This is a genomic window from Mesorhizobium sp. M8A.F.Ca.ET.218.01.1.1, from assembly GCF_004791165.1.
Taxonomy (GTDB): Bacteria; Pseudomonadota; Alphaproteobacteria; order Rhizobiales; family Rhizobiaceae; genus Mesorhizobium.
The window spans coordinates 178,100-204,446 of the sequence record NZ_SRUZ01000010.1 but is presented as its reverse complement, the minus strand read 5'-3'; the positions used below and the strand labels follow the sequence as shown (position 1 = coordinate 204,446).

Below are 26,347 nucleotides of genomic sequence, written 5' to 3'. Positions count from 1 at the left end.
ATCACCTTCGCTCGCTTTATAACCGGCGGCCCAAAGCCAAATCTCCTTCGCGACCAATATTTCGCCACTCTGGTTCCCTGGCTGGCGCTGAACCACCGTGGCCTGAGCAACCTCATCCACCCCAACACGACCAACCCCAAGCGCGATCATCTGATCGACCCGATCTAGACCGGGCAGGCGCTGGGGAAGGGTGAACACGGAGCCGACGGTGGGGCTCGAGGGGCACGATATTACGCGGCTCTATTCCCACGAGGCTTCATACGCGCAGGCACGTTGGCTTTACGAAGCACGTCAGCGATATGACTCGTCAGGCCGACTTCACCCTGTAATTCGACGCCATGGCCCGGTTTGAGACTCGTTAGCAGCATGCGTAACTCCTCAAGGCTTTGCGAGGCATTGAAGATCGCCCAACGCTTTGCTTCTCCAGGAACAAGCACGTCGGCAGAACTTCTCGTAGCTCCTCGGTGCATCTGCACTATCCAAGCTCGTTCGCCGTCGTGCACCCACTCGAACCGAACTGCACCTAAGTCAGCAGCATCTGAATGAAGATGATTGACATCTGCCAAGATAAACTCGGGAAGTCTCTCCGGCTTGACTAAGCCCAGCATAAAACGGTCACCTGCCCCTCTCACGCCTTCCGTTACAATCTCCCCATTCCGCAGAACTATCGACGCACCAGAGTACTGCGGTTTAACGGCCACCTGACCGACTATAGATGCGATCGATTCGTGCGAAGAATCCTCTTCCTGCATAACCTTAAAGGGATCGCTCCATCCACGCGTTGTTGTGAATTTGCCAGGCATCTGCTCGACTGGTGCGGTTCGAAGCCAAACTTCTGAACTACCTGTCGGTTGGCCGAATACGAACGGCGCAACACGTCGGTTGATTACTGTCGTCCGTGGCACCGCCAGGCCGAGATGATGCGCGACCAGAAGGCCGAACACCTTATCGCCTATCATTCGGCTGAAACGATTAGGCCATTGTACAACAGGAGAAAGGTCAAGGCCTCTATGTTCAGCAATCTCCCAGCCAAGTGTGTGAGTGTGGCGCCAGCCGCGTGGCCGTGGATGAAGGCTAAACTCCAAGCGCACATCTTCGGGGACCGCCAGATCGGGCTCGAAACCGTAGACCGTTGCCAGCAGCCGCAGCCCCCAACCGATGGGAAGCGAGGCGGTGCCTGATTTCTCGACGGCTCGAGGCGTATCATCGGGCGAAAATTCGATTAAGCCGCCGAGTACAACTCCAGAAACCCCCCCATCGTGAATATCAATGGTCTCGTTGATAATTGTATGTAGACCCTCACGCGTAAGCCGAGTTACGGCATCTACAACATCGTCAACTCGGGCGAGGCCATAAATGAATTCGCGGCTAAGTGGGCTCTCTGGGGTAAAACTCCGCACGTTGACAGAACTATCTACACTGCGCTCCAAGAGAATATTGGCCGCTTCCGCGACTCCAGAAAAAACGTGGTTTGGCTGCTCTCCGAGTACACGTGAATATGATTGCGCCGGGTTATCACTGCGTGGTTCGTAGCTTACAAACTGAGCTACGTTAATAACTTCAGCCAGTCGGTCGAGAGATGCATCCTTGCGGATCACACCGCCAGGGGACACATATACAACAGTCGGCAGAATTGCTTCAAGCTTGCTATAAGCGGTGCGTAATGCGTTCTGCAGATCGGGCAGCGGTTGCTTAAGCGCCTGAACGTGAGCAAGAGCGCGACCGATTACGGTGAACCCGTCACGAGCCACGACTGGAGATCCGTCGATACGCGTCGTTGGAATACCCTTGAGATGGGCATGGCAGAATTCGGACACGGAGCCGCCGCTGAATTCCCATCCATCCATAAGTAGAATGCGACTAGCGTGATCTGCGATGAATTGCTGCCAAAGTTCCAGATAATCCCGCTGCGACCACTCGCGGATGAAGAGACTGGCAGGCTCGACGATTGAACCCTGCCCCCTTGCGCGAAGTAGCTCGGCAGTGAGCTTAAGGTCGTCCTCGTTCGGGCCGATCACCTCTTGAAAAAGTGCGCTTCGATATGCCTCTGAAGCCGGATCAAGCTTATGGCCTGAGTTGTTCCACCAGTCGATAAACCGCAGGCCAGTAGTAATCGGACCACTTAGGTATGCTGCCTTCTGTGACCCAAAAACCGAAAGCCACACCTGTCGAATAGCACTGAGGGGCTGATCGTGTGAGGATGTCATCTTCCATCGTAGTCCGGACTGCGCTCTTTTACGAACTTTGCTGCAAGGCTGTTCATCTCGTTTTCACTGGTGAACGGAACCTTGCCGGTTCTCTCGTCCACCTTAAGCATGTCGCTGATGTCCAACGCTGGATTTTCATGAAGCGATTGACCCTCTCGCTTCGCCATTTCTACTAGAGGAAAGAACTCTCGCACGATTGCGTCTCTATCGTCTGTCTCGTGGAAGGCGCTGTTATAAAGGCGGAGCGTGGTGGTTCTGCCCCACCCCAGCAATTCGCGTTCGAGCTCGGCCCTAGTTCGCGTATCATCCTTTCGGCGAATAACGCGCGCAACTGCAGCCTCGATGTCCTTGTAACCCAAAAAAAACGAGGCTTTCGTTAACGAGTCCCATTTTTCCTCTTTATCGAGTTGAAAGGGGTCCAGCTCGTGGCCGTCCGGTATCGCTTTGTCCTTCACCGCACTGCCAAGGAATTGCTTGATCATTCTCTGCCTTGAATCAGAGTCAGGTGGGAGCAACAAATAGTTTTCGTCGATCCGTCCAGTCCTGCGAATTGCCGGATCGATACGATACGCATAGTTGGTAGCCATGATGAAGATGCTTCGCTTCGCACGGCGCAGGTTGTTCAGCTTAGTCAGCATTCCGGGCGTCATGAATTTGAAGACGGTATCTTGCTGACCGTGACGCTTTGAGCTGCGATCCAAAACCAACTCGTCAATTTCGTCGAATAGGATCACCACGTTCGCTTGCGCTTGGAGCACCTCGAACATCATCTTGGCTCGTGCTTCCACCTCGCCCCCTCCGCCGGCGAGGAAATCGCTGACAGTGATCGTAATAAGTGAGAAACCAAGTGCGTCTGCAAGATTCTCTGCAACAGTTGTCTTCCCTGTACCGGGCGGACCATAAAGCAACATGGAGTAACTTCTTGGCTTTTGCTTTAACCAAGGAACCAAGAATTCGTCCTCGATATTCTGATATGTCTCAAAATATGAACCCAACGAACTGACTGGCTCAAAGTCTTCTCTCAACTGAGCATCGTCTTTTTCTGATGCGATCGCAACGGTACCTAACGCGTGTTGGCTTTCCCGAGTCTGGGCACTCCACGACTGACCGCTAGCCTCAGGCTTTCGTACATTGAACCGCGAGAGGCGGAGCGTGGTGCGAGCGATGTGATTGTGAAGGCTACGACGATATCCGAGAAGAAAACCCACTACTTGAGCAGTGTCCCAGAGTTGGATCGAGTCTGGGTCAGCGACATGGTCTGAATGCCAGCCTGAAATTCGTTGCGCTCCAGACGGCAGCGATACACGACGCGCTGCGAGCCAGTTCCAGAAACGGCGAAATAGCGAAATATAGCGCTCAGATCGACCATGAAACCGTTCGTCGCCAAGCGATTCGCAGCACCACAAAAGCGAATTGGCAGCCTCTACACTTATTGGAAAGAGCACCAGCCCTTTTTCGGTACGCAGGAACGGCTTGCTCGGTCGCCAATGCGCGCTCGTCTGCTGCGATTGTTCAAGAACGTCGAGAACACGATCGAATAGCCGCACATCTATCGTCTGTTCGGATAACCGAAGCATCCCTTCCAAAGAAAAGATCAGCTCAGCCGGGTCAAACCGACTGTCGGGAATACTCGAATAGGAAAGTTGGTCATGTAGAGTGCTCTCAAAATATCGGAGGTAGTTTAGCGTACGCCCGGATTGCTGTTGCAAAGTTTGGGCAGCTCGTACGACTAGCAACGGAACGAAAGCGTTCGTGACGGGCTTCGATGCCGAACTATCTCCAGCAAAATTGAAGAACTCAGAATAGCCAGAAACTGGATCAATTTCTGTCAACTGCTCTGCTATAGCCTTAGCATCATCCAGCAAAGTGCCGTCCGGTGTAGTGGACAGGATTTCTGCAAGAAAAGATAAAGTGAGTGGATCGTTTCTACCGTAGGTTCCTGATCGCGTGACAAGGGGGATTTTCCCATTCCCTTGTTCTTGTCGCTCACTTTCCAGACTGGCCGCCAAAGCGTTGAATGCAGCCGCGCGCGCGATTTGTAATTTATCGCGGTCCTCTGTGCCTATTTTGAACGGATAAGCGAGTCGAGTCTTGCCCTTGCGCTCTAGCCCGACGAGAAGATCGATAGCTCGGATCATCATCGTAGTTGTGCTGTGTGAATCTGCACCTTTCGGTTGCTCAGCGGCGCGAATTTCGTAAGGCCAGTTTTTATTCTGCTGGTCGAAAGTTGCGTTGATAGTGTCGCAAGTTTCCAGTAGCGCGCGTTCAATCGCAGCAATGTCTTCGCGGTCTCGCTGGATGCCGTCGGCAAGATAGGATTCAAGGGTCTGCAAAATGGCCTCGGGGTTGAGTCTCTTCGTTGCCGGTATACGGGCAGTCCATTATCAAGTGAAGCGAGTTATCGACAAATGGCGTGTAAGAGCCTTTGGTGCGAGTCAGCCACCAACCAGCCGTATGCAAGATAGCAGTTCGCTGGATTGCATCCGAACTGCTTGTGCGTCTCAGTGCGGAAAGCCGTCGCACCTGACTTCAGCTGTCGCGCTCATAAGAGGGCCGCTAGTGGATATCAGCGCGGTTGAAACTGGGAACAATGGCTTGTTTCTTACTGACGACCCCCCTACCCCCCAGCCAACCTCGGCAGCAAAAAAATCTCCGCCCCCTCCGGCAACTTCTTCCCCCAAGTATCCCGATAAATCACCCCATCGATCGCCACCGCGATCCCCCGATCGATCCACGGCTCCAGGCCGGGATACTGTTCAGCCAGTTTCCTGAACAGCTCCCTGATGTCCTTGGCCTCGACCTCGACCTTGCTCCGCCCCCCGGCAAGCTGGCTCAGCGCGCCCCAGAGCGTGACTTCGACCATCGCGCGCCGGAGCCTCGCCCTAGCCTTCCCGTTCCGCCTCGATCGCCGCGAGAATCCGTGGCGGCGACATCGGAATATGGGTCATGCGCACGCCGGCGGCGTTCGAGACCGCGTTGGCGATCGCCGCCAGCGGCGGCACGATCGAGGTTTCGCCGACGCCGCGCACGCCGTAGGGGTGGTTGGGGTTGGGGATTTCCAGGATCTGCGTGTCGATCATCGGCAGGTCGGAGCACACCGGGATGCGGTAGTCGAGGAAGCCGGCGTTCTGCAGCCGGCCGTCCTTGCCGTAAATATACTCCTCGTTGAGCGCCCAGCCGATGCCTTGCGCCGCGCCGCCCTGGTATTGGCCCTCGACATAGGTCGGGTGCACTGCCTTGCCGGCATCCTGCACCACCGTGTAGCGGATCACCCTGGTCGCACCCGTCTCGGGGTCGACCTCGACGTCGCATATATGGGTGGCGAAGGAGACGCCGGCGCCGTCGGCGACGAGCTCACTGTGGCCGGCGATCGGCCCGCCTGTGGTGCCCGATTTGGCCGCGATCTCCTTCAGCGACAGTTTTCCGAGATTGCCGTGCTTCTCGCCCTTGGCGACCGCGTGGCCCTGTTCCCAGACCACGTCGTCGACGGCAATATCCCACATCTGCGCGGCGCGCTCGCGCAGGATCTTGATCGCGTTGCGGGCGGCCGAGATGGTCGCCATCGAGGAGGAGAAGGTGCCGCGGCTGCCGTCGGTCATGTCGTTGTAGCCGAGGCTCGACGTGTCGGCGACCACCGCCTTGAGCTGGGCATAGTCGATGCCCAGTTCCTCCGCCGCCACCAGCGACAGCGAGGCGCGGGAACCACCGACATCGACGGTACCCACGGCGAGCGACACCGAGCCGTCCATGCCGATGTTCAGGTCGACGCAGGTCTGGCCGCCGAAATTGAACCAGAAGCCGCAGGCCATGCCGCGCCCCTGGTTTACTTTAAGCGGCGCCTTCATGTGCGCATGGGCCTTCACGGCTTCCAGCGTCGGGCCGATGCCGATCGGGCCGTAGACCGGGCCGTAGGACGAGCGCGTGCCTTCCTGGGCGGCGTTCCTGATGCGGAACTCGACCGGGTCCATGCCGAGCTCCTTGGCGAGCTCGTCGACAGCACTTTCCACCGCGAAGGCCGCCATCGGCGCCGAGGGCGCGCGATAGGCGGCGGTCTTCGGCCGGTTGACCAGAACTTCGAAGCCCACAGTCTTGACGTTATCTAGACGATAGCAGGCGAACGCCGTCATGGCGCCGATCTCGGCCCATGAACCGGCATAGGGGCCGGCGGAATAGCGCAGCGTGGCTTCGGCGGCAGTGATGGTGCCGTCCTTGCGGGCGCCGATCTTGACGTCGATCGAGGTGGCGCTGGTCGGGCCGGAGGCGCGGAACACCTCGTCGCGCGTCATCACCAGCTTCACCGGGCGGCCGGCCTTGCGCGACAGGGCAAGCGCCACCGGCTCGGCCCAGACATGGGTCTTGCCGCCGAAGCCGCCGCCGATCTCCGACGAGGTGACGCGCAGCTTCGAGGCTTCCATGCCGAGCAGTTGCGCGCAGTGCTGGCGGTAGACGAAATGGCCCTGCGTGCAGACCCAGAGGTCCGCCGTGCCGTCGGAGCTGACATTGGCCACGCAGGCATGCGGCTCGATATAGCCCTGGTGCGTCTGCTCGGTCTTGAACGAGCGCTCGACGATGAAATCGGCGTGGCCGAAACCCTGATGCACGTCGCCATGGCCGAACTGGCTGCGCTTGGTGACGTTGGACGGCTTGACCGGCTTTTCCTCCAGCCCCTCGGTGAAGACCGTGTCGTTGATCAGCGGGGCGTGGTGCTGCATCGCCTCGTCGACATCGGTGACATGCGGCAGCACCTCGTAGTCGACCACGATCAGCTTCAGCGCCTGCCTGGCGGTGTGGGCGTCGATCGCCGCGACAGCGGCCACCGCATGGCCGTCATAGAGCGCCTTGGTGCGCGCCATGCAATTGTCGAGGATGTCGTACATGGCGGCATCGCCATCGGTGAGATCGGGCAGGTCTTTCGCCGTGATCACCGCCTTGACGCCCGCAAGCGCTTCCGCCTTCGAGGTGTCGATCTTCCTGATCTTGGCATGCGCGTGCGGGCTGCGCAGCACGCGGCCGACCAGCTGGCCGGCCATGTTGAAGTCGGCGCCGTAGCGGGCGCGGCCGGTCACCTTGTCGACACCGTCGGGACGGATCGGGCGCGTGCCGACGGAAGCGAATTTACGCCCCGAAAAACGCGGATCGAAATTCATCTCAGGCTCCCTTCATCACGATTGCCGCGTCCTGGACGGCACGCACGATCTTGTCATAGCCGGTGCAGCGGCAGAGATTGCCGGCCAGGCCGAAGCGGATTTCCTCCTCGGTCGGGTCGGGGTTTTTGGCCAAGAGGTCCTTGGCCGCGATCAGGAAGCCGGGCGTGCAGATGCCGCATTGCAGCGCCGCATGCTCCAGGAACTTCTGCTGCAGCGGATGCAGCTTGTCGCCTTGCGCCATGCCCTCGACGGTCTCGATGCGGCGGCCTTCCGCTTCCGCGCCGAGCACCAGGCACGAACACACCAGCCGGTCGTCGAGGATGACGCTGCAGGCGCCGCAGTCGCCGGTGCCGCAGCCTTCCTTGGCGCCGGTCAGCCCGAGCCGGTCGCGCAGCACGTCGAGCAGCGTCTCGTCGGGCTGGCAGAGATATTCAATCGTGTCGCCGTTGATCGTGGTTGAAACCGCTACGCCAGCCATCATTTGCCTCCTGCACGTGCATAGGCGGTCTGTGCGGCTCTCGTCGCCAGCACGCCCGCAACCTTGCGTCTGAATTCTATGGTGCCGCGCTTGTCGTCGATGGGGCGGCAGGCCCCGGCGCAGACCTTGGCAAGACGCTCCAGCGCCGCCTCGTCGAGCTTGCGGCCGATCAGGGCCTCGGCCCCTTCCTCCACCAAAAGCACGGTCGGCGCCGCGGCGCCGATCGCCACGCGGGCCGCCGTCACGACGCCCGCCTCGTCCAGCGTCAGGTTCACGCCGGCGCTGACCACGGCGATGTCCATCTCCGTGCGCGGAATGAACCTGAGATACGCGTCGGCCGAGCGCGGCGCTTGGCTGCCGAGCAGGATCGCCTCGATGATCTCGCCCTTGGCGAGCGATGTCCGGCCCGGCGCGGTCGGCACGGTCTCGACGGCAATCGTGCGCTTGCCCGACGGGCCGACGACCACCGCCCTGGCGCCCGCCGCCACCAGCGCCGGCACGCTGTCGGCCGCCGGCGAGGCGTTGCACAGATTGCCAACGATGGTGCAGCGTCCCTGCACCTGCTTGGAGCCGATCAGCTTCGCCGCCTCGACGACGCCTGGCCAGGCCTTCTTCAAGGCAGCGTTCTCGCCCAGCACGGCGCAAGGCACGGCGGCACCGATGCTGAAGCCCTCGGCGGTTTCCCTGATGTCGCGCAAGCCGGCGATGGACTTGATGTCGATGATCAGTTCGGGTTCGACAAAGCCGCCCTTCATCCTCACCAGGAGGTCACTGCCTCCGGCAAGGATGGCGGCCGGGCCGGCCGATCCGGCCAGTTGGCCGACGGCGTCTTCGATTGAAAGCGGACGTATGTAGCGCATCGTCTCCCCTTGGTATGGCGATTTCAGCGACCGTTATAAACAATCGTCTCATAATGACCATCCGGTTCGTAGGCCAAGGCGATTGGGCCAGATGGCAAGATGCGCCGGTGCAACGGGTCTTGACCGCGCCTTGTCGGGCGCCGATCCTCCCGGCCAAAGGGAGGAGCTTCCGGTTAAGACTACACGCAGGACCCGTTCAAGGCGCTCTGCCCCAACCGCGTGAAATAACGGGTGCGAAGGTTTCTGGCCCGCCAAAGCCCGGAAGTTGGACCGTGGCCGGCACGGCCGTTTATCGCTAGCACGGGAATGCAGCGGAGGCGCGAAACCCATGACCCTGACCAATCGCGATATTGTCGAACTGACCGAATGGCGGCGCAAGCTGCACCGGCAGCCCGAAATCTCGAACGAGGAGGAGAAGACGGCGAAAGAGGTCGTCGCCTTCCTCGCCGACACAGGGCCGGACAAGGTGCTGACCGGGCTGGGCGGGCACGGCGTCGCGGCCATCTACGACAGCGGCAAAAACGGACCGACCGTCCTGTTTCGTTCCGAACTCGACGCGCTGCCGATCGAGGAACTGTCGGGCGTGCCGCATGCCTCGCAAGTGCCTGGAAAATCTCATATGTGTGGCCATGACGGACACACCGCGATCCTGGCAGCGCTTGGCCGCCAGTTCGGCCGCGAGCGGCCGGCCAGTGGCCGCGTCGTGCTGATGTTCCAGCCGGCGGAGGAAACCGGCAATGGCGCGGCCGGCGTCGTCGCCGATCCGCGCTTCGGCGAGATCGCGCCGGATTTCGCCTTCTCGCTGCACAATCTGCCCGGCGTGCCGTTCGGCGAGGTCAGGCTCAAGCCCGGCGTGGTCAACTGCGCCTCGCGCGGCATGCGCATCGTGCTGGAAGGCAAGACCGCGCACTCCTCCATGCCCGAGACCGGCACCTCGCCCATGCCGGCGATATCGGAGCTGATGCCGGCTCTGCCGGCGCTCGGCCGCGCAACCTTCGCCGACGACGACTTCTCCATGGTCACCGTCACCCACACGCGGATGGGCGAAGCCGTGTTCGGCATCGCGCCTGCCCATGCCGAGGTCTGGGCGACGCTGCGCACCCGCCGCGACGAGCGCATGGCGGACCTCTGCGCCGCCGCCGAAACGCTGGTCAAGGAGATTGCCGGCCGGCACCGCCTCTCCGCCGGTTGGGACTATCACGAGATCTTCGTCGCCAGCGTCAACGCGCCCGACGCGGTCGAGCATCTGCGGCGCGCCCTCGACGAAGAGAGCGTCGCGCATGGCGAGGAAGCCCTGCCGATGCGCGCCTCGGAAGATTTCGGCCTGTTCGGCCACAGCGCCTCCTCGGCGATGTTCTTCCTCGGCGCCGGCGAACGCCACCCCGCCCTGCACAATCCCGACTATGACTTTCCCGACGGCCTGATCCCGATCGGCTCGAGGATCTTCATGCGCACGGCGCGCAACCTTCTCGGCTGATTTCAGCGGAACCCGGCCAGCACTGCCGCCAGCACCGCCACGCCCTGCCGCAAGGCATCCACGTGGAGCCCGGCATAGCCGAGGATGAACCCCGCCGTGGCCGGCTGTGGCCCGGCCGGGTCGTAGAGCGGCGTCACCGGATGGAGGCCGATCCCGGCGGCCTGCGCGGCGGTGACGATCGAAGCAACGCGATCGGCGCCGACGCCGTTCACCCAGATGACCAGATGCAGCCCGGTGCCAGCGCCCTCGACGGTGACCGATTGGCCGAGCTTGTCCGCCAGCGCCCGCAGCAGCAGCGCCCTTCGCTCGGCGTTCTTCCTGCGGATGGCGCGCACATGGCGCTCATAGGCGCCGCTGGCCAGCATGTCGGCCAGCGCGTCCTGCTCCAGCAGCGGCGAGTGCCGGTCCGTCAGGCGCTTGGCCGCGCTGAACGCCTGGCGCAAACCGGCGGGAACGACGAGATAGCCGAGCCGCAGCGTCGGCGACAGCGTCTTGGACAGCGTGCCGGCATAGATGACCATATCCGCGTCCAGCGTCCGCAGCGGCGGGATGGGAGCGATGTCGTAGCGGTATTCGCCGTCGTAATCGTCCTCGATGACATAGGCGCCTTCCCTCGCCGCCCAGGCCAGCAGCGCGCGCCGGCGCGTCGCCGACAGGACGCCGCCGAGCGGAAACTGGTGCGAGGGCGTCACATAGGCGAGCCGCGCCGGCGGCAGCGCGTCCGTCCTCAGCCCGTCGCCGTCGACGGCAATGGGCGTGGCGACACCGCCCGCCGCCGCGAAGGCCTGGCGGGCAAGCAAATAGCCGGGGTTTTCGATGACGAAGCGGTCGCCCGTATCGAGCAGCAGCCGGGCGGAGAGATCGAGCCCTTGCTGCGAGCCGTTGACGATCACGATCCGGTCCGGCGTGCAGGAGATGCCGCGCGCCCGCCAGAGATAGCCTTGCAGCGCGGCGCGCAGCTCGGCCGATCCCTGCGGATCGCCATAGGCCAGCCGCGCGCCGCGCCGCACGCTGGCCCTGTTCATAGCGCGCCGCCAGGCCAACACCGGAAAGTCGGCGCCCGACAGGTCGCCATAGCGGAAATCCGCGACCCGCGCCGGCTGCGCCAGGGCTGGCACCGGCAGGCCGAGCAGGCGCTGCGCGAAGGCCGAGAGGTGACGGGGCGCGGCCGCCATGGCGGGTTTGGGCGCCGCCGTGGCCCCCAGCCCCTGCGCCACTTCAGCGCGCGCCCCTGCCCGCGAGATCAGATACCCCTCGGCGATGAGCTGGCTGTAGGCCGCCGTCACCGTCGTGCGCGACGCCCCCCATTCGGCGGCGAAGACCCGGGTCGACGGCAGACGGTCGCCTGGCTGATAGGCGCCGCCGTGGATCTGCTCCTTGATGGCCGCGACGATGCGGGGCGCGGCTCCGTCCGCATTCAACTGGACCACCTCAACTCTTCGAAACTGGATATTCCAACAGGCCAGATTGTCTGGCATCTGTGGCTGCAACGCAAGGAGTTCGACCATGTACACGCCGCCCGCTTTCCGCGATGACGACAGGGACAGCCTGATGGCGACGATCCGCGCCGCGCGGCTGGCAAACTTCGTCACCGCCACGGCGGACGGGCCTCTGGCCACCCCCCTGCCGCTCTTTCTCGACGAGACGGAGGGTGAGCACGGCGTCATCCATGGCCATCTGGCCAGGGCCAACCCGCAGTGGCGTATTCCCGCGATTGGCGACGGGCTTGCCGTCTTCATGGGGCCGGACGCCTATGTGACGCCGTCCTGGTACGCGACCAAGCAGGAGACCGGCAAGGTCGTGCCGACCTGGAACTACGCGGCCGTTCATGCCTACGGGCCGGTCGAGTTCTTCGACGATGCGGACAGGCTGCTGGAGGTCGTCACCCGGCTGACCAACCTGCATGAGGGTGCGCGCGATGCGCCGCGCTGGGCGGTGTCGGACGCGCCGCCCGACTTCATCCAGTCGCAGCTTCGCGGCATTGTCGGCCTGCGCATGCCGGTCGTGAGGCTCGAAGGCAAGCGCAAGATGAGCCAGAACCGCAACGCCGTCGACCGCGCCGGCGTCGCCGCCGGGCTGGCCGCGAGCGAGCGGCCGTCCGACCGCGAGGTCTCCAACCTCATCCCGTCGTGAAGGCACGACGCCTCGCCTCGATGCGGCGGCCCGCGCCCGCCGCCGTCAAGCGTCGATCCGGCCCGCGACCGGCTGTCTCCTATCAGCGTCCGCCGCCACCACGGGAAGCTCCAGCTTCCCTTGCCAGCACCAGGTCCGCGTCGTCGAGGATGTAGCGGACGTAGCGGTAGTCGCGAATGAAGCTGATCCGGCCTTCGCGCCATTCCAGCCACATGAAATGATTCGGCTTCGCGGCGGTCCGGTCCTCGAACACCGCGATCACCTCGCGGCCCTCGACCCATGCCGGCCTGAGCCACAAGCCGTCGCTCTTGGCGTAGATCGTGAAGAACATGCCGACGTCGGCGGCGCCCGCGCGCGGCGGGTGCATCGACTGGTGGAGCCTCGCATCGTCGGCAAGCAGCGCGCGCAAGCCGTCCCAGTCGCGCTGGTTGAACATGTTGACGTAGCGCACGATAGCGGCGGAGGCGATGCGCGCATCGGGACGCGGATCGGCCTGCGCGTTGATCTGCCGAAGCCGGGCGCGGCCGCGCGCCAGATGCCCCTTCACCGCATCGACCGTGATGCCGAGCAAGGCGGCGATGTCGGCCAGCGGCTCGTCGAGCACATCCCTGAGGATGACGACGCTGCGTTGCGGCACGGGAAGCTCCGCGAAGCGCGACACGGCGGTTTGCACGGCTTGCCTGCGCATCAGCATCTCCACCGGATCGGCCGCGTCGGCAATTTCGAGCGCCGCCTCGATCGGCTCGGCCACGCGGATCGCACGGCTGCGCAACAGGTCGAGCGCCCGGTTATGGGCGATCCGGAACAGCCAGGGCCTCAGCTGCGGCACCTCGCACAACTCGTCGAGCGCCACGAAGGCTCGAGCGAACGTGTCCTGCACGACATCCTCGCCGTCGATGACCGATCCCATCAGCCGCGAACAGTAGCGGTGCAGCTCCGGCCGCAACGCGGCGGCAAGGGCAAGCAGCCCCTCCCGCCGGTCGCGCTCCACGGCTGACTTTCCGTCGCTCAAGGACCGGTGCCCTCCATGATCGTCACGCCCGCGTCGCCGCTGAGGCCGAAGACGACGCCCTCGGCATAGGCCGGGTCCTCCAGCAGCGAGACGACCCTGTCGCCGAACGCCCGGGGCGGCATCGGCGCGCCGAAGCGGGCGACGAATTGTTCCGGCGTGATGCCGATCGAGCCGGCATAGGCGCCGGCGGCCGCATCGCCGATCCCGGTGCCGAGGATTATCTGGCGGGGCAGGATCGCCTGGAAGCGTATGCCGAGGTCTTTCTCTTGCGCCACGCCATTGGCGTATTTGGCCATGAACCACAACATCCGCTTGGACCCACCATAACCGCCCGACATCTGCGATCCGGTGACGGCGGCGCCGCTCGACCCGACCAGCACCCGGCTGCCCGGCTTGAGCGGCAGGTTCAGCGCCGCCTGCAGCCAGTAGAGCCCGGCCTTGACGTCGGTTTCCCAGGCGACGGAGAAATCCTCCCACTTCAACTGGTCCAGCCGCCCCATGCGCGGCGTCGCACCGGCGTTGAGCACCACTATGTCCGGGCGCACCTCGCCCAGAATGCGATAGGCCGCGTCCTCGTCCGTGACATCGGCCGCAATGGTGGCGACCCCAAGCCGCGCACCAACCGCTTCCAGCGCCTCGGCGCCCCGCGCGACAACAGTCACCTCGGCGCCCTGCCCGACCAGCGCTTCGACCAGGCCGAGGCCAAGCCCCCGGCTGCCGCCGGTGACCACGATTTTCTTGTCCTTGAGACTCATTGGACCCTGCTCCAGTGTTTCACTGTAGCTAAGACGTTTGAGGATCGGGAAAAGAGTCAGCGGTGGGCGAGATTTGGTGATGACGTCTGGATATGGGGCCGCCAATATGGGGCCGGAAGCGGAATGGCAGGTCTTGGAAGCTCCCGGTAGAAAGCTGTCGACCGGACGACGTTTGTAGGGACAGTTGCCACAAAGCTCCCGTTGGAACTAATTTCTTGACGTAGTGAGTATCAAGGTGGAGGTGCGGCTCAGCTCTACCACTCCGATACCCCTAAATTTCTTCAAAAAAATCAACCGTTTGCATGCTTAAAAAACTTTTGCGTCCCTCAGAGCGTACTGGGAGTCTTAACCCGTGGGATAGAGCCAACAATCCTTCAGCCGACGTCCGGGTGACGTCTCCGCAATCGATCCTGCATCAATGAGCGCAAGAGAATATCCGCAGGTAACAGCAACCGCCTGGCCGACATTGGTCACCAGCGAATTCACCCCGTTCGGCTTGCCGTGCGCTTCTCCAAAGCTTCGCAGTGCCTAATATCAATGGGCCACGACAACTCGGTATGCTAAGGCGGTCCTAATTGGTAGGGCTAAAAAGGGAAGCCGATGCTATCGGAAGCATTGCTTGAGGAGCTACGTTTCAAGGGAGAAGGCTCCGACCTGGACTACAAGGCCGAACGGTACCGGTTTGCCCAGGCAAGCGATGACGACAAGTCGGCGATGCTCAAGGACATACTGGCCTTTGCCAATGCCTATAGGGAGGGCCCGGCCTACGTCCTTCTGGGGTTCAAGGAAAACGCGCCACATCCTGCCGAAGTCACCGGTTTGCCTCCCGATGGAGCGATCGATGACTCCCGCGTGCAGCAGTTCGTCAATTCGAAATTGAACGCAAAGCTCGAGTTCCGCTACGAAGAAGGCTTGCTGGGTGACCGGCATATAGCTGTCATTTCAATCCCAAAGCAGCGTAGGCCGTTCTACCTGACCAGAGACTACGGGAAGCTTACCAGAGACACGGTGTATGTGCGCAGGGGCAGTTCCACCGGCATCGCTTCCCCAGACGAAATTGCGAGGATGGGCACCACCAGAGGCGTGGTAAAGACCGTGCTGGACTTTCAAACCCCAGACAACGACCCGCTTCCCAACGCGTTCGAGCGCCGATTCATTAATTTTCCTGCACGTCTCCCAAGCCTGAAACGCGACCGAAACGTGTTTTTGCCCACCACTTTCCTGGTCAACGCGCACTATTACAGGGAGGGGGCCGTATACCACTCGAGTTGGAACAGGGTTTTCCAGGCCAGGTTGCTGCTGACGAACCAGTCCGAATTTTCGCTTGGTGATGCGCATCTCGAGGTCGTCGTCCGGTGCCCGGAGGGAGAGACGGCGTCCATGCTTCGTGCTGACGAGATGCCGGACGTACCAAGCAGCACCTATTTCCCGTTAGCCAATGCTCACCTGGAGCACGCAGGTCAAGCGGTGACGATCGACGACAGGGGGAAAATGCCGGTGGCTCACGTCGCGCTCGGCACGATACGCCCGGGCCAGACGGTGAGAGCCGAGGAGGACATCGCCATCCTGCCGTCAGGACCAGGAGTGTATTCCATACAGGTCCGAATCCTTGCCAATGAAATCCCGGCCCCGCTATTGGCAGAACATCAGCTCGAGGTCACCGGCCCCCTGGTATCCGTTAGCGAGCAAGAATTCTTTCTGTCGTGGAACAGTTTTCCAGACGACGAAGATTGAGCGGTTATTCGGCGCGCTTCGCAGACTGATCATCCCGGCCATTGCTACCTCACCCCGCGCCAGGGGGAATTTAGGCTCGTCAGGAACGGCCTCGATCTACAGCGCCAAAGTTCGGCGTTTGTAAAGGTTCTTGATTGAGCTCGCGGGCTCCCTGTGCTCTCAACGCGGTATCGAAAGGATGTCCCGCCAAGGGGTGAAGAGCGTTGGGATTCCACGCGAAAGTGGCTTCGATATTGATCTGCGCGGGGACAGTGGACAAGATCAGATTGTCCCGGAGAAAGATGATGCCAGACAGGTGACGGGTTGCGTCGCCGGCCGAAATTGAGGTCTTGAATTTCGGATTGTACTTCGATGCGAGATCGGGTGAGCCGACATAGTCGTTGAAAAAATGGTTGGCAAATCTCTTGAAGAAAAACTCTGGCTCGCGGCCGGTTAAGCTAAGTGCTTTCTCGCCCGACCAAGGGAAAACCACGAACGTGATGATGGTCGGCTCCACCCGTGAAAATTTCTTGGCATGCCCAAACAACAGTGGATGATGCGACTTGGCGTGGTCGATGGGCGAATATGTGCTCTCCCCAAAATGGACTCCGGCGTCCCAGGCGAACGTATAGCTCAGCCCGGGAATGACCTTGCTGTAGAAGACTTTTGGTCGAACGGCGATGTCCACGCCAGCGGTCAATTCGGCCAGCAGCTTCTTGCGATTGCTGGCGTACTCGGTGAAATCGCTGCCCATCTCATACGACGCGATGATCGCTAGGCGGGCGATCCCCTTACTCGATTTGAATTCTTTGAAAATCCCCTTAAGGATGTCTTCTGTCTTGTCGGACAGGAGCTTGGTGTCCATCGAGACACCGAGCTTGTTGAAAGCCAGATCGTGGTTTGCGTTCTGCATCCCCATTTCCGATGCCAGCGTCTCGATCGCGGGGATGGTGCGGTCGAGTTCGACATTTCCTGGTCCGGTAGCTTGTGCTGCCAGAAAGTAGTCGAGCGCACTCAACTCGGCATAGGCGCCGTCCCATTCACTCGTCGCGATCCGGTTTACCGCAGACAGGATTTCGACACTCAGCCTGGGATCGGTCTGCACTGCCGCATGGAGTCGATGCAGCCTTGCCGCGAAATTGTTCCGAAAGTTTTGGAACTGCTGATGGGCCAGCGCGCCTATGACGTGGTTCGAGGCGGGGTCCGACGTATCGAAATTTGCGGTGCCCGGGCCGAAGATAGATTCGACCAGTGATGCGTAGTGAGCCCTTGCGGTCAATATGTCGGATCCTATGAAATCTTGAGGAATACTCGTATGCCAACAATCTCATGAACAGAGAACTCTTCCGTCAAATGATCCACTACTATATCGGACCGTCAGTTTTTAGGAGATCGCGATTGCGCTACGAACGGCCGGAGTGAGCCGCATGGCAGCCACATGGCCTGAGGCCGACGGCGAACCGGCAGCTTCGAGGGCATGCCCAGTGGACGGTCCGCGAGACATATGCTCCATGGGCAAGTGACGAAGCGGTGGGGAAGAAGTGAAGCGCGTTTTTCGATTGTTTGCCGCGGCGATCATGGCGTCCGCAGTGGCCGGCTGCACCAGCATTTCCTATTACGCCCAGTCGCTGGAGGGTCATGTGCGGATCATGGCCGCGCGCGAAGACGTCGGAAAACTGATCCAGGCCCCTTCTACCCCTGCGGCCTTGCGCACCAGGTTGACGTCGGCGAGCGCGATCAGGCGGTTCGCCACGGACGAACTGGCACTGCCCGAAAACAGCAGCTATCGCAGCTATGTCGACATCCACCGGGAAGCCGTGACCTGGGCCGTTTTTGCCGCCCCGCAATTTTCGCTCACGCCAACAACATGGTGCTTTCCGGTTTTCGGATGCGTTCCCTACCGGGGTTACTTCGACCGGAAATCCGCGACGGAAAGCGCTGCCGCACTTCATGAACGGGGGCTGGACGTCTATGTCTCCGGCGTCACCGCCTATTCCACGCTGGGCTGGTCCAGTGACCCGCTGCTCAGCACCATGCTGCGTCAGGACGACACCTATCTCGCCAGCCTCATCTTTCATGAACTGGCGCATCAGCGCCTCTATGTGAACGGCGATTCCGCGTTCAACGAGGCTTTCGCGGTTGCCGTCGAAACCACCGGCACAAGAAAATGGCTCCGCGCGGCCGGCGATCGCGCCGGATTGCGCCGCTACGAAGCCGGCCGCCGGCGCAGCGCCGATTTTCTCGGCCTGGTGTCGAAAACCCGGGACGAGTTGAGGCAGGTCTATCAAAGCTCCCGTAGCCCCGAGGAGATGCAGGCTGAAAAGGCAGCCACGCTCGACAGGCTGCGGATGCGCTACCGGCAAACGCGCGACAGACGCTGGGCCGGATACCGGGGATACGACGCCTGGTTCGATGCCCCGATCAACAACGCAAAGCTCGCCGCGACTGCCGTCTACGGCGAACAGGTTCCGGCGTTCATTCGCCTGTTCGACCTGTGCTCCGGCGATTATCCGAGGTTTTACGCATCCGTTCGACGGATCGCGGATTTGCGCCAACCTGCCCGCGCCGAAGCGCTCAAGGCCGCCGCCACGTGTGATTGATTTTAATAAGCGAACGCAATTGTTGAAGGGTTCCGCCTCGTTCGTGCTTTAGCGGTCGAGACCCCAAACGTCTGGATGTCGTGCGAAATACTCGATCAGCATTTCGATGAGGACCCGGACTTTCCGTGTGGGGTGCCTACCCGGCGGCCGGACGACATACACGCCTGCCGAAGGCGGGGGATAGCGCGTCATCACCGCAACGAGTGCGCCGGAGGCCACATATTCGTGCGTGATGCAGTCGGGGAGCCAGGCGATGCCGAGTCCAGCCGCCGCGGCAGCGGCAAGCGCGGTAGCGTTGTCGGCCTTGAACCTGCCCTGCGGCTGAGCCGTGACAATCTTGTCGCCATCCACGAACTGCCAGGCTTCCGTTCCTTGCATGAGGGCCTGATGGTCGACGAGTTGCTCTACCTTCTCAGGTGAACCGTGCGCCTTGATGTAATCCGGGCTTGCGACAAGCTTTCCATAGATCGGCCCGACGCGCTTCGCGATCAGGTTGGAGTCCTGAAGGTAGCCAACCCGGATCGCGCAATCGAAACCTTCGGCGATCAGATCGACGAAGCGGTCGCTGTAGGAGCTATGGATATGGAGTTGCGGGTGGTGTTGCGCCATTTCCGCAAGCACCGGAGCGAAGTGGGTCGGGCCGAAAGAAAGCGGCATGGCAACCCTCAGGCGGCCGCGCAGTTCTCCGGTTGGGAGGATCGTTTCCCTGGCCGTGTCGATCTCGGCGCTGGCGCGTGCCGCATGATCCCTGAACGTGATCCCCGCTTCCGTAAGCGCCGCACCCCGGGTCGTTCGTGCAAGAAGCTGAACGCCAAGTTCCGCTTCAACCCGAAAGAGCCGCCGACTGACGATTGACTTGGAAACGCCGAGCCGACGCGCGGCGGCCGATACGCCCCCTGCATCGGCCACTACGACGAATGTCTGCAGATCTTCAATGTCCATTCCGGCGTTCCTCATTTCGCAACACAGTATGCCTGACCATGGCACTACCGCATCACCAAGAGGAACAGCAAATTGCGTCCAGGCAACGCTGCCCGCTGGCGCATGTCTCCCGTGAACCCAGTGCCGTCCATGGCGGCAGAGAAAGGAAGTCTTGATGACCCCTCGCAACGGCCTTGATTCGCTTCTTCGTCCCGAAGACTCGGTCCTCGTTCTGATCGATCACCAACCTTATCAGCTCGCAAACCTGAACAGCCACGATCCGCACATGGTGGTCAACAACACGACCGCGCTGGCGAAGCTGGCAAAAGCCTTCAATGTTCCGACCATTCTCACCAGCGTGATCGCGGCGCGCGGTGGACTTCTCTTTAAGCAGATCACCGACGTATTTCCGGACCAGGAAGTCGTCGATCGCACCTGGGTGAACACCTGGCAGGACGAGAATGTGGTGAACGTCGTCAAGGCGACCGGCCGCAAGCAGCTGATCATCGCCGGCCTGTGGACCGAGGTCTGCGTCGCAATGCCGGTGATCCAGGCCGCCGGTGAAGGCTGGGACGTGACCGTGATCACCGACGCGTCGGGCGGCATTTCGAAGGAGTCTCACGAAGTTGCCATCCAGCGGATGATCGCGGCCGGCGCGAACGTGATGACCGTGATGGCGCTCGCTGGCGAATGGCAACGCGATTGGGCGCGCACCGAGCATGTCGAGGATCTGACCGAGATACTCATCCAGCACTTCGGCGGCAGCGGCATCGCGTATCTTTGGGAGCAGCAGCTCCTCAATACGCCTGTGCCGAGCGCCAAGGGCTAAGCTGAATAGGGATGACGGGCATCCGGGGCGATGCGTCGCAAGGGAGTTGAATACGTATCGGGTCTCGTCATCCCACGCCGCCTCGCCAGCCTCACCGCACTGGCTTTCGGCGGCGGCGCCGGGCACTGATCGCCTTGACTGGTGATCTTGTCGCGGCGGATATGCGCTCGACGCCGGCACCTCGTCCAGCTGGTCCATGGGCCAGTGCTTGCGAGGCGCCGACGGATGCTGGCCGGCATCATTTTCGTGGCCTTTGAGGCGCCGGTGATCTGATCTGCCCTGAACCGCGGAAAGCCCACGCGATCCAGGGATCATCCCTCGGCGGATGCCTCAAAGCCTAGCAGCCTGGCATCGCATCGCCCGCCAACAGTGACGTTCCGACGTCTGCGTCGAGCACGAAGCGCTCGCAGTGCTCGCCGTCGGACTCATCGATGAAGCTCTCGACATGGTCGAAGCCGAGCTTCGCCAGGATCCGCAGCGACGCGACATTGCGCGTCGCCGCCTCGGCCGTCACCCGTTCGAGCGCGAGGGTTTCGAAGGCGTAGCGAAGCACTTCGCGCGCGGCCTCGCTGCCCAGCCCCTGCCTCCAATGCGCCCGCCCCAGCACAAATCCCAATGCGGCCGCCTTGGCGTCGGTTGCGAAGGACAGGGTGATCGCCCCGATCGCATCCGACACACCTGGCTGGTCCACGGACCATTTGATCGCCTTGCCGTCGGCGAACCGCTGACGCGAAAGCGCCAGCCACCGCGCGCCCGCGCTCATGTCGTCGGGAACGGGATCGCCGGCAAGGGAGGCGGATTCGACATCGGTGGCACGCGCGAACCATGCCGGGATATCCCGTTCGCCCGGCGCCCGAAGCACGAGCCTTGGTGTCGTGAGCCTGGGAACTGCTTTCATGGAGGCATTTTCGGCCCGAGGCGGCGCCAATGCAATGGCGCTGGCAGGGCTCGGCTATAGCCAGGCAACGCCGGCCTAATCGCCTCTTCATCAATGCTTCACCATAGCGACAACGGTGACGGAACCTTCCTGATCGCGGCGGACTTCTGGAGGCATTCTGAGCTCGATTGAAGAGGTCCCCGCATGAGAGTCACCGCAGCAGGCATCGACCGCATCAAGATCGGCAATGCCGACGCGAGCGGCCAGGGCGCGCATTTCGTCGTCTGGCTTTATCTTCAGGTCGACGAAGGGGGGACACAAACCGGTCAGGAACTGGTGGTGTCGGTGCCGTACGATGCGCGGATGACGTTCGACGACCTCGCGACTCAGGCTTTCGAGAAGGCACACGCCATGCTTCGAGCCTGCTGCGAGGTGGATGAGGCGATGTGGTGGAAGCAGTTCAACCGCAGCCTGGCGCCGCTGCCCGAATGGACGCCCGGCGCCCAGTAGTTGGCGAACCCCGAACCAACAATGGACGCTGGCGGGCGGGCGGTAGCCCGTCTCAGGTCGAACAGCGGCGTTGTTCGCGGCCGCACGCTATCCCGAGCCAGACCGGCGCCGATTTCATCCTTGACGCGTAACCCAGCCCCTCACCCCTCCGCGATCACAGCCTGCGCCAGCACGCTGAGCAGCTGGCTCGTATTGTCGATCGAGAACTGCACGCGTTCGCTTGCCCAGACCGTTTCGGAATAGGAGATCGGCGTGCCTTTCATGTCCACGTCGACTTTTTTCGTCAGCATCACCGGCTCGGTCTCGGGTTGCGCGAGCCGTCGCGCCTCCTCCTTGGTCGGCAGCCGCACGATGATGTCGGTGCGCAGCCTTATGTAGTCGGTGACGCCATATTCGGCGAGGATGACGCTGACGCTGTGGCCCTTGCTTCTCAAGGCCGCGGCAACGTCCGTCTCGTACCGTCACATCTTGCGGATATCTCCGGTGGCAGCACGACGGGCCGGCCTGTTTGTCCTACACAACCCTGTCACCAAGCCAAGTTATCCGGTCATCAGAAATGAAACATTCAAATGCACGCCTTGAAACCGCCTGGCCGGAGGGCGATCCGGAAATGCGGAATGTTGTTTTCGGAGACGACCATGCTTGAACGGGCAGACAAGGCCGCACCCCACCGCGGGGACGAACCGATGGAGCGGCGGAACATGTGGCTGAGTGAATTCCAGATTGTCCTGCGCGACCGTGTCATTGCCAATGGCGCCGTCAGGGTCGAAGACGGCCGGATCGCCGAGATCCGCGACCAGCCTGTCGAGAACGCCGACTTCACCGGCGGCGGCCGCCTGCTGCTGCCTGGTTTCATCGACATGCATGGCGACATGGTTGAGCGCGAAGTGGAGCCGCGCAGCGGTGTCCACGTGCCGATGGAAATCGGCATCGCCGAACTCGACAAGCGGCTGGCCTCCTGCGGCGTGACCACCGCCTATGCCGCGCTTTCCTTCATCGGCAACAGCGGCACCGCGGCTTTGCTGCGCTCGGAAGAACACACATCTTCCATCATCGAGACCATCACCGGGCTGAAGGACGACCTTCTGGTCGACCACCGCATCCACGCCCGCTTCGAGGTGACGTTCACCGCGGCCGTCGGCGTGCTGGAAAAACTGATGGATGCCGGCAAGCTGCACCTGGTCTCACTGATGGATCACACGCCCGGACAGGGACAGTACCGCGACGTCGAACTGTATATCGCCCGCCTGGCCAAGGAGCGCGGCATGTCCATTGCCGACGTCTCCGAGGTCGTCGGCAAGCGCATGGCCGATCGCAACGGGCATGGCGGCGTGCTCGGCACGCTGCAGAGCCTGTCGGCGTTTGCCCGCGCCCGCGGCATCGTGCTCGCCTCGCACGATGACGACACATTGGAAAAGGTGGAATTCGTCCACGGCCTGGGAACCGTGCTCAGCGAATTTCCGGTGACCCTGGAGGCGGCGCGGGAAGCCCGCCGGCTGGGCATGTATACGGCCATGGGCGCGCCCAACGCGTTGCGCGGAGAATCCTATTCGGGCAATCTTTCCGCCCGCCAGGCCTATCAGGCCGGGCTGCTCGACATGCTGGCCAGCGACTATCACCCGGCCTCGATCCTGCCCGCCGTGCTCGGCCTGGCGCAGTTGCGCGAGGATGGCCTGGCAGCGGCTGCGGCGCTGACCAGCGCCAACCCGGCCAAGGCATTGGGCCTGACCGACCGCGGCGCCATCGAGTCCGGACTCCTGGCCGATCTCGTCGTCGCCGATGTCAGCCCCGTGGCCCGCGTGCGCGCCACCTTCCGTGCCGGCCGCATGATTTATGGCGACGGCACGCTGGCGCCGGCGCGCAAGGCGGAACGCTTTCAGGAGGTGGCGACCCACCCGTATCTGCAGGCCTAGAGCAATCGCCAAGAAAGGTGCGGGCTGCTTATCGTTCCCTGAGACGGTGAACCATCCTAAAGATCGAGCGCCACCATCATTCCGCGCACCTCCGCCATTTCCAGCAACAGATCCTGCAGCCTATCGATGGTCAGCGCCGCGCCGGCTGCCGCCGGCAGTTCCGCGATACTCTCCTTCATCGAAATGACGGCGACCCCGGTTCTCTCGGAAAGCAGCCGTGCGATGGCCGTGCGGACAAGCGCGTTCTGGTCAGGCATGATTCCCCTTTCATGCTGCGATGACGGCACCATCTTCTTTCATGTTATATGCCAGCCGCAACTTATGCGAGCGTTCATTCACGCTTGCAAGTCGTCTTGTCGATCATCCCGGCAGGATCGGCAGCCGCTCAGCAGCGAGAGCGACGGCATCCCGCTGTCATCGGGCTCCATGGCGGCGAGCAGGGCCAGCGGCACTTCGTGCCGGTAAAGACCGATGAAAGCCCTGCCTCCCACGGTTACCGGCAATTCGGTCGATCTGTCGAAAATGGAATACGTGCCTGTCGGCTCGTTCAGTATCTCGAAACGGCACAATGCAAACCTCATCCTCCCCCCGGGAGCCCTGTAACGCGCGCGCCCATCAGAGGTTGCATAAAAAAATCGATTTTTTCGAGGACCGCGTGCCGCTGACCTGAAAGGCAGGAACAACAGGCTCGGCAAAGACCTCTGATTGGCTCTTGCCGAAGCCGGCGGCCTCGCTCATCCATGGCGTACGGACAACAGCCTGGGACCCGCGATGACCGACGCCAGCCTTCACCTCGTCGAAGCGACGATCGACCAACTGCGCCAGGCGCTCGACGAGGGCACGGTCACCAGCGTCGAACTCGTCGCGGCCTATGTCAGGCGCATCGCCCATTTCGACCGGCACGGCATCAGCCTCAACGCCGTGCCTGTGCTCAACCCTGATATGTTCGAGGAAGCCGCCGCTTCCGACCAGCGGCGCCGGCAAGGCAAGACGCTCGGCCCGCTCGACGGCATCCCCTACACCGCCAAGGACAGCTACAAGGTCAAGCGGCTGACGGTGGCGGCCGGCTCGCCCGCCTTCGAGCATCTCGTCGCCAATGAAGACGCCTTCACCATCGCCCGGCTGCGTGCCGGCGGCGCGGTGCTGATCGGCCTCACCAACATGCCGCCCATGGCCAATGGCGGCATGCAGCGCGGCGTCTATGGCCGCGCCGAAAGCCCCTACAATGCCGACTACCTGACCGCCGCCTTCGCGTCGGGCTCCTCCAATGGCTCGGGCACCGCGACGGCGGCAAGTTTCTGCGCCTTCGGGCTTGGCGAGGAGACCTGGTCGTCCGGCCGCGCGCCGGCCACCAACAACGCGCTGGTCGCCTACACGCCCTCGCGCGGGGTGATTTCGGTGCGCGGCAACTGGCCCTTGGTGCCGACCATGGATGTCGTGGTGCCGCACACGCGAACAATGCACGACATGCTGGAACTGCTCGATGTCATCGTCGCCGATGATCCGGAAACCAGAGGCGATTTCTGGCGCGCGCAGCCCTGGATCAAACTGCCGAAAAGTTCCGAGCTGCGCCCACCGCGTTACACCGATCTGGCGCTGGAGGGGTCGCTCAAGGGCAAACGGCTCGGCGTGCCCAGAATGTATATCGGCCGCGACAGCGAGGCCGACCGGCCGGTCGAAACCCGCGCCTCGGTGCTTGGTCTATGGGAACAGGCGGCGACGGATCTGCGTCGGCTCGGCGCCGAGATGGTCGAGGTCGATTTTCCGGTCGTCTCCAACTACGAGCGCGACCGTCCCGGCGCGCGAACCATGGTCGAGCGCGGACTGGTGCCGGCGGACTTCGCCGACCGCGAAATCTGGGACCTCTGCATCTGGGCCTGGGACGATTTCCTGCGCGCCAATGCCGACCCTGCCTTGCCCGATCTCGCCTCTGTCGACGGCCCGAAAATCTTTCCGCAGCCGCCAGGCACCTTGCCGGACCGCTATGAAGGCGGCTTCGACCTGGCGGACTATGTCGAGCGGGCGAAGTCCGGCGTCACGCCCTTCAAGGACATCCCGACCATGGCAGACGGGTTGAAGGGACTTGAGGCGACGCGGCGCATCGATTTCGAGGACTGGCTGGACGCCAACCGCCTCGATGCCGTGGTGTTGCCGGCCGCCGCCGATGTCGGGCCGGCCGACGCCGACGTCAACGAGGCGTCCGCCGCGCTCGCCTGGCGCAACGGCACCTGGGTCGCCAACGGCAATCTGGTCTGGCGCCATTTCGGCATCCCGACCGTCACCATACCGATGGGCACCATGGCCGACATCGGCATGCCGGTCGGCCTGACCTTCGCCGGCAAGGCTTACGACGACGAAAGGCTGCTGCGCATGGCCGGCGATTACGAACGCTCCACGCAGCGCCGCACGAGCCCGCCGCGCACGCCTGAACTGGCCGATGATGTGTTTTCACGCGGTTCCGCCCAAGCCGGGAATGGCGAAGCGCCCGCGCTCACGATCAAGCTTGCGGCCGAGACGCGGGCTTCGGGCGATCAGGACGAGATCGCCATCACGCTTGATCTGCCCGGCGACGCAGAGGCGCAGAACGCCAGCGTCAAGCTGCATGTCAACGGAGACGCCGTCGCGATGCAACAAAGCGGGACGCGCTTCATCGGGCGTGGGCTCGTTCCGGCCGCCGAGCACCAGCGCCTCCATAGCCCCTGGCGCGGCGCGTATGGCTCGATCGTGACGGCGGTGGTGCGGCTGGAGGATGGACGCACCGCAGGCGCCTATGCGGTTACGGGTGGGATTGGGTAGCGAAGTAGTGAAAAGCGCAACGTCCACCGTCGAGTTCTGTCACGCCCCCCTTTGTCCTGCCGGACATCTCCCCCACGAGGGGGGAGATCGGCGGTTTCGGCGCCGGCTCTCTTCCTACC

At 62.5% G+C, this 26,347-nt stretch carries 24 protein-coding genes; 9 read left to right on the top strand and 15 right to left on the bottom strand.

Annotation, left to right across the window (positions count from 1 at the left end; translation table 11 throughout):
- Entirely contained in the window at positions 1-168 is a 168-nt protein-coding gene (locus EN861_RS30220) for a DOPA 4,5-dioxygenase family protein (protein ID WP_135867420.1), read from the top strand.
- Positions 169-230: 62 nt separating this feature from the next.
- On the opposite strand, the gene EN861_RS30215 is transcribed toward EN861_RS30220, so the two are convergent.
- From EN861_RS30215 to EN861_RS30190, 6 genes are all read right to left on the bottom strand, one after another.
- Complete coding sequence (locus EN861_RS30215; protein WP_189343776.1) at positions 231-2,207, bottom strand: DUF4406 domain-containing protein; 1,977 nt, start codon at positions 2,205-2,207, stop codon at positions 231-233.
- Positions 2,204-4,540, bottom strand: coding sequence for an ATP-binding protein (locus EN861_RS30210; RefSeq protein WP_135867354.1), 2,337 nt, complete (start codon positions 4,538-4,540; stop codon positions 2,204-2,206). Before EN861_RS30210 ends, EN861_RS30215 begins: the two co-directional genes overlap by 4 nt.
- Positions 4,541-4,824: 284 nt before the next feature.
- Entirely contained in the window at positions 4,825-5,070 is a 246-nt protein-coding gene (locus tag EN861_RS30205; protein ID WP_135867353.1) for a MoaD/ThiS family protein, read from the bottom strand.
- A 19-nt stretch (positions 5,071-5,089) separates the two neighbouring features.
- Positions 5,090-7,354 carry a xanthine dehydrogenase family protein molybdopterin-binding subunit gene (locus tag EN861_RS30200; protein WP_135867352.1) on the bottom strand — a complete coding sequence of 755 codons (2,265 nt, stop codon included), beginning with the start codon at positions 7,352-7,354 and terminating at the stop codon, positions 5,090-5,092.
- Between the two features lies 1 nt (position 7,355).
- Complete coding sequence (locus EN861_RS30195) at positions 7,356-7,832, bottom strand: (2Fe-2S)-binding protein (RefSeq protein WP_135867351.1); 477 nt, start codon at positions 7,830-7,832, stop codon at positions 7,356-7,358.
- Positions 7,832-8,692 (bottom strand): xanthine dehydrogenase family protein subunit M, encoded by an 861-nt coding sequence (locus EN861_RS30190; RefSeq protein WP_135867350.1) that lies wholly within the window; start codon positions 8,690-8,692, stop codon positions 7,832-7,834. The genes EN861_RS30195 and EN861_RS30190 overlap by 1 nt, the downstream gene beginning before the upstream one ends.
- 328 nt (positions 8,693-9,020) lie before the next feature.
- Here EN861_RS30190 and EN861_RS30185 point away from each other — a divergent pair, with 328 nt between their 5' ends.
- The gene (locus tag EN861_RS30185; protein ID WP_135867349.1) at positions 9,021-10,169 is read left to right on the top strand and encodes an amidohydrolase; all 1,149 of its coding nucleotides are present in this window, start codon (positions 9,021-9,023) and stop codon (positions 10,167-10,169) included.
- 2 nt (positions 10,170-10,171) lie between these two features.
- On the opposite strand, the gene EN861_RS30180 is transcribed toward EN861_RS30185, so the two are convergent.
- Entirely contained in the window at positions 10,172-11,599 is a 1,428-nt protein-coding gene (locus tag EN861_RS30180) for a PLP-dependent aminotransferase family protein (protein WP_245512150.1), read from the bottom strand.
- Positions 11,600-11,675: 76 nt separating this feature from the next.
- Between EN861_RS30180 and EN861_RS30175 the strand changes: the two genes are divergently transcribed.
- Positions 11,676-12,302: an FMN-binding negative transcriptional regulator gene (locus EN861_RS30175; RefSeq protein WP_135867348.1), complete on the top strand. Its 627-nt coding sequence runs from the start codon at positions 11,676-11,678 to the stop codon at positions 12,300-12,302.
- An 82-nt stretch (positions 12,303-12,384) separates the two neighbouring features.
- Here EN861_RS30175 and EN861_RS30170 read toward each other — a convergent pair whose 3' ends face one another.
- Both EN861_RS30170 and EN861_RS30165 read right to left on the bottom strand, forming a co-directional pair.
- Entirely contained in the window at positions 12,385-13,314 is a 930-nt protein-coding gene (locus EN861_RS30170; RefSeq protein ID WP_135867347.1) for a sigma-70 family RNA polymerase sigma factor, read from the bottom strand.
- On the bottom strand, positions 13,311-14,069 hold the full coding sequence (locus EN861_RS30165) for an SDR family oxidoreductase (protein ID WP_135867346.1): 759 nt from the start codon (positions 14,067-14,069) through the stop codon (positions 13,311-13,313). Before EN861_RS30165 ends, EN861_RS30170 begins: the two co-directional genes overlap by 4 nt.
- A gap of 600 nt (positions 14,070-14,669) precedes the next feature.
- On the opposite strand from EN861_RS30165, the gene EN861_RS30160 reads away from it, so the two are divergent.
- Complete coding sequence (locus EN861_RS30160; RefSeq protein ID WP_135867345.1) at positions 14,670-15,803, top strand: ATP-binding protein; 1,134 nt, start codon at positions 14,670-14,672, stop codon at positions 15,801-15,803.
- 79 nt (positions 15,804-15,882) lie between these two features.
- Here EN861_RS30160 and EN861_RS35615 read toward each other — a convergent pair whose 3' ends face one another.
- Complete coding sequence (locus tag EN861_RS35615) at positions 15,883-17,061, bottom strand: hypothetical protein (RefSeq protein ID WP_189343775.1); 1,179 nt, start codon at positions 17,059-17,061, stop codon at positions 15,883-15,885.
- A gap of 262 nt (positions 17,062-17,323) precedes the next feature.
- Between EN861_RS35615 and EN861_RS30150 the strand changes: the two genes are divergently transcribed.
- Positions 17,324-18,382, top strand: coding sequence for an aminopeptidase (locus tag EN861_RS30150; protein ID WP_245512149.1), 1,059 nt, complete (start codon positions 17,324-17,326; stop codon positions 18,380-18,382).
- A 48-nt stretch (positions 18,383-18,430) separates the two neighbouring features.
- On the opposite strand, the gene EN861_RS30145 is transcribed toward EN861_RS30150, so the two are convergent.
- Positions 18,431-19,324 carry a LysR family transcriptional regulator gene (locus tag EN861_RS30145; RefSeq protein WP_127277014.1) on the bottom strand — a complete coding sequence of 298 codons (894 nt, stop codon included), beginning with the start codon at positions 19,322-19,324 and terminating at the stop codon, positions 18,431-18,433.
- 154 nt (positions 19,325-19,478) lie between these two features.
- On the opposite strand from EN861_RS30145, the gene EN861_RS30140 reads away from it, so the two are divergent.
- Positions 19,479-20,132 (top strand): hydrolase, encoded by a 654-nt coding sequence (locus EN861_RS30140; protein WP_135867344.1) that lies wholly within the window; start codon positions 19,479-19,481, stop codon positions 20,130-20,132.
- A gap of 337 nt (positions 20,133-20,469) precedes the next feature.
- On the opposite strand, the gene EN861_RS30135 is transcribed toward EN861_RS30140, so the two are convergent.
- On the bottom strand, positions 20,470-21,030 hold the full coding sequence (locus tag EN861_RS30135; RefSeq protein WP_135867343.1) for a GNAT family N-acetyltransferase: 561 nt from the start codon (positions 21,028-21,030) through the stop codon (positions 20,470-20,472).
- A gap of 183 nt (positions 21,031-21,213) precedes the next feature.
- Between EN861_RS30135 and EN861_RS30130 the strand changes: the two genes are divergently transcribed.
- Complete coding sequence (locus EN861_RS30130) at positions 21,214-21,519, top strand: hypothetical protein (RefSeq protein ID WP_127280057.1); 306 nt, start codon at positions 21,214-21,216, stop codon at positions 21,517-21,519.
- 140 nt (positions 21,520-21,659) lie between these two features.
- On the opposite strand, the gene EN861_RS30125 is transcribed toward EN861_RS30130, so the two are convergent.
- On the bottom strand, positions 21,660-21,953 hold the full coding sequence (locus tag EN861_RS30125) for a UTRA domain-containing protein (protein WP_135867342.1): 294 nt from the start codon (positions 21,951-21,953) through the stop codon (positions 21,660-21,662).
- Positions 21,954-22,220: 267 nt separating this feature from the next.
- On the opposite strand from EN861_RS30125, the gene EN861_RS30120 reads away from it, so the two are divergent.
- The gene (locus tag EN861_RS30120) at positions 22,221-23,432 is read left to right on the top strand and encodes an alpha-D-ribose 1-methylphosphonate 5-triphosphate diphosphatase (RefSeq protein WP_135867416.1); all 1,212 of its coding nucleotides are present in this window, start codon (positions 22,221-22,223) and stop codon (positions 23,430-23,432) included.
- 56 nt (positions 23,433-23,488) lie between these two features.
- On the opposite strand, the gene EN861_RS30115 is transcribed toward EN861_RS30120, so the two are convergent.
- Both EN861_RS30115 and EN861_RS30110 read right to left on the bottom strand, forming a co-directional pair.
- On the bottom strand, positions 23,489-23,689 hold the full coding sequence (locus EN861_RS30115) for a hypothetical protein (protein ID WP_127280059.1): 201 nt from the start codon (positions 23,687-23,689) through the stop codon (positions 23,489-23,491).
- A 78-nt stretch (positions 23,690-23,767) separates the two neighbouring features.
- Positions 23,768-24,001: a hypothetical protein gene (locus tag EN861_RS30110; RefSeq protein WP_135867341.1), complete on the bottom strand. Its 234-nt coding sequence runs from the start codon at positions 23,999-24,001 to the stop codon at positions 23,768-23,770.
- Between the two features lie 202 nt (positions 24,002-24,203).
- Between EN861_RS30110 and EN861_RS30105 the strand changes: the two genes are divergently transcribed.
- Complete coding sequence (locus EN861_RS30105) at positions 24,204-26,228, top strand: amidase (RefSeq protein WP_135867340.1); 2,025 nt, start codon at positions 24,204-24,206, stop codon at positions 26,226-26,228.
- Positions 26,229-26,347: the final 119 nt, after the last annotated feature.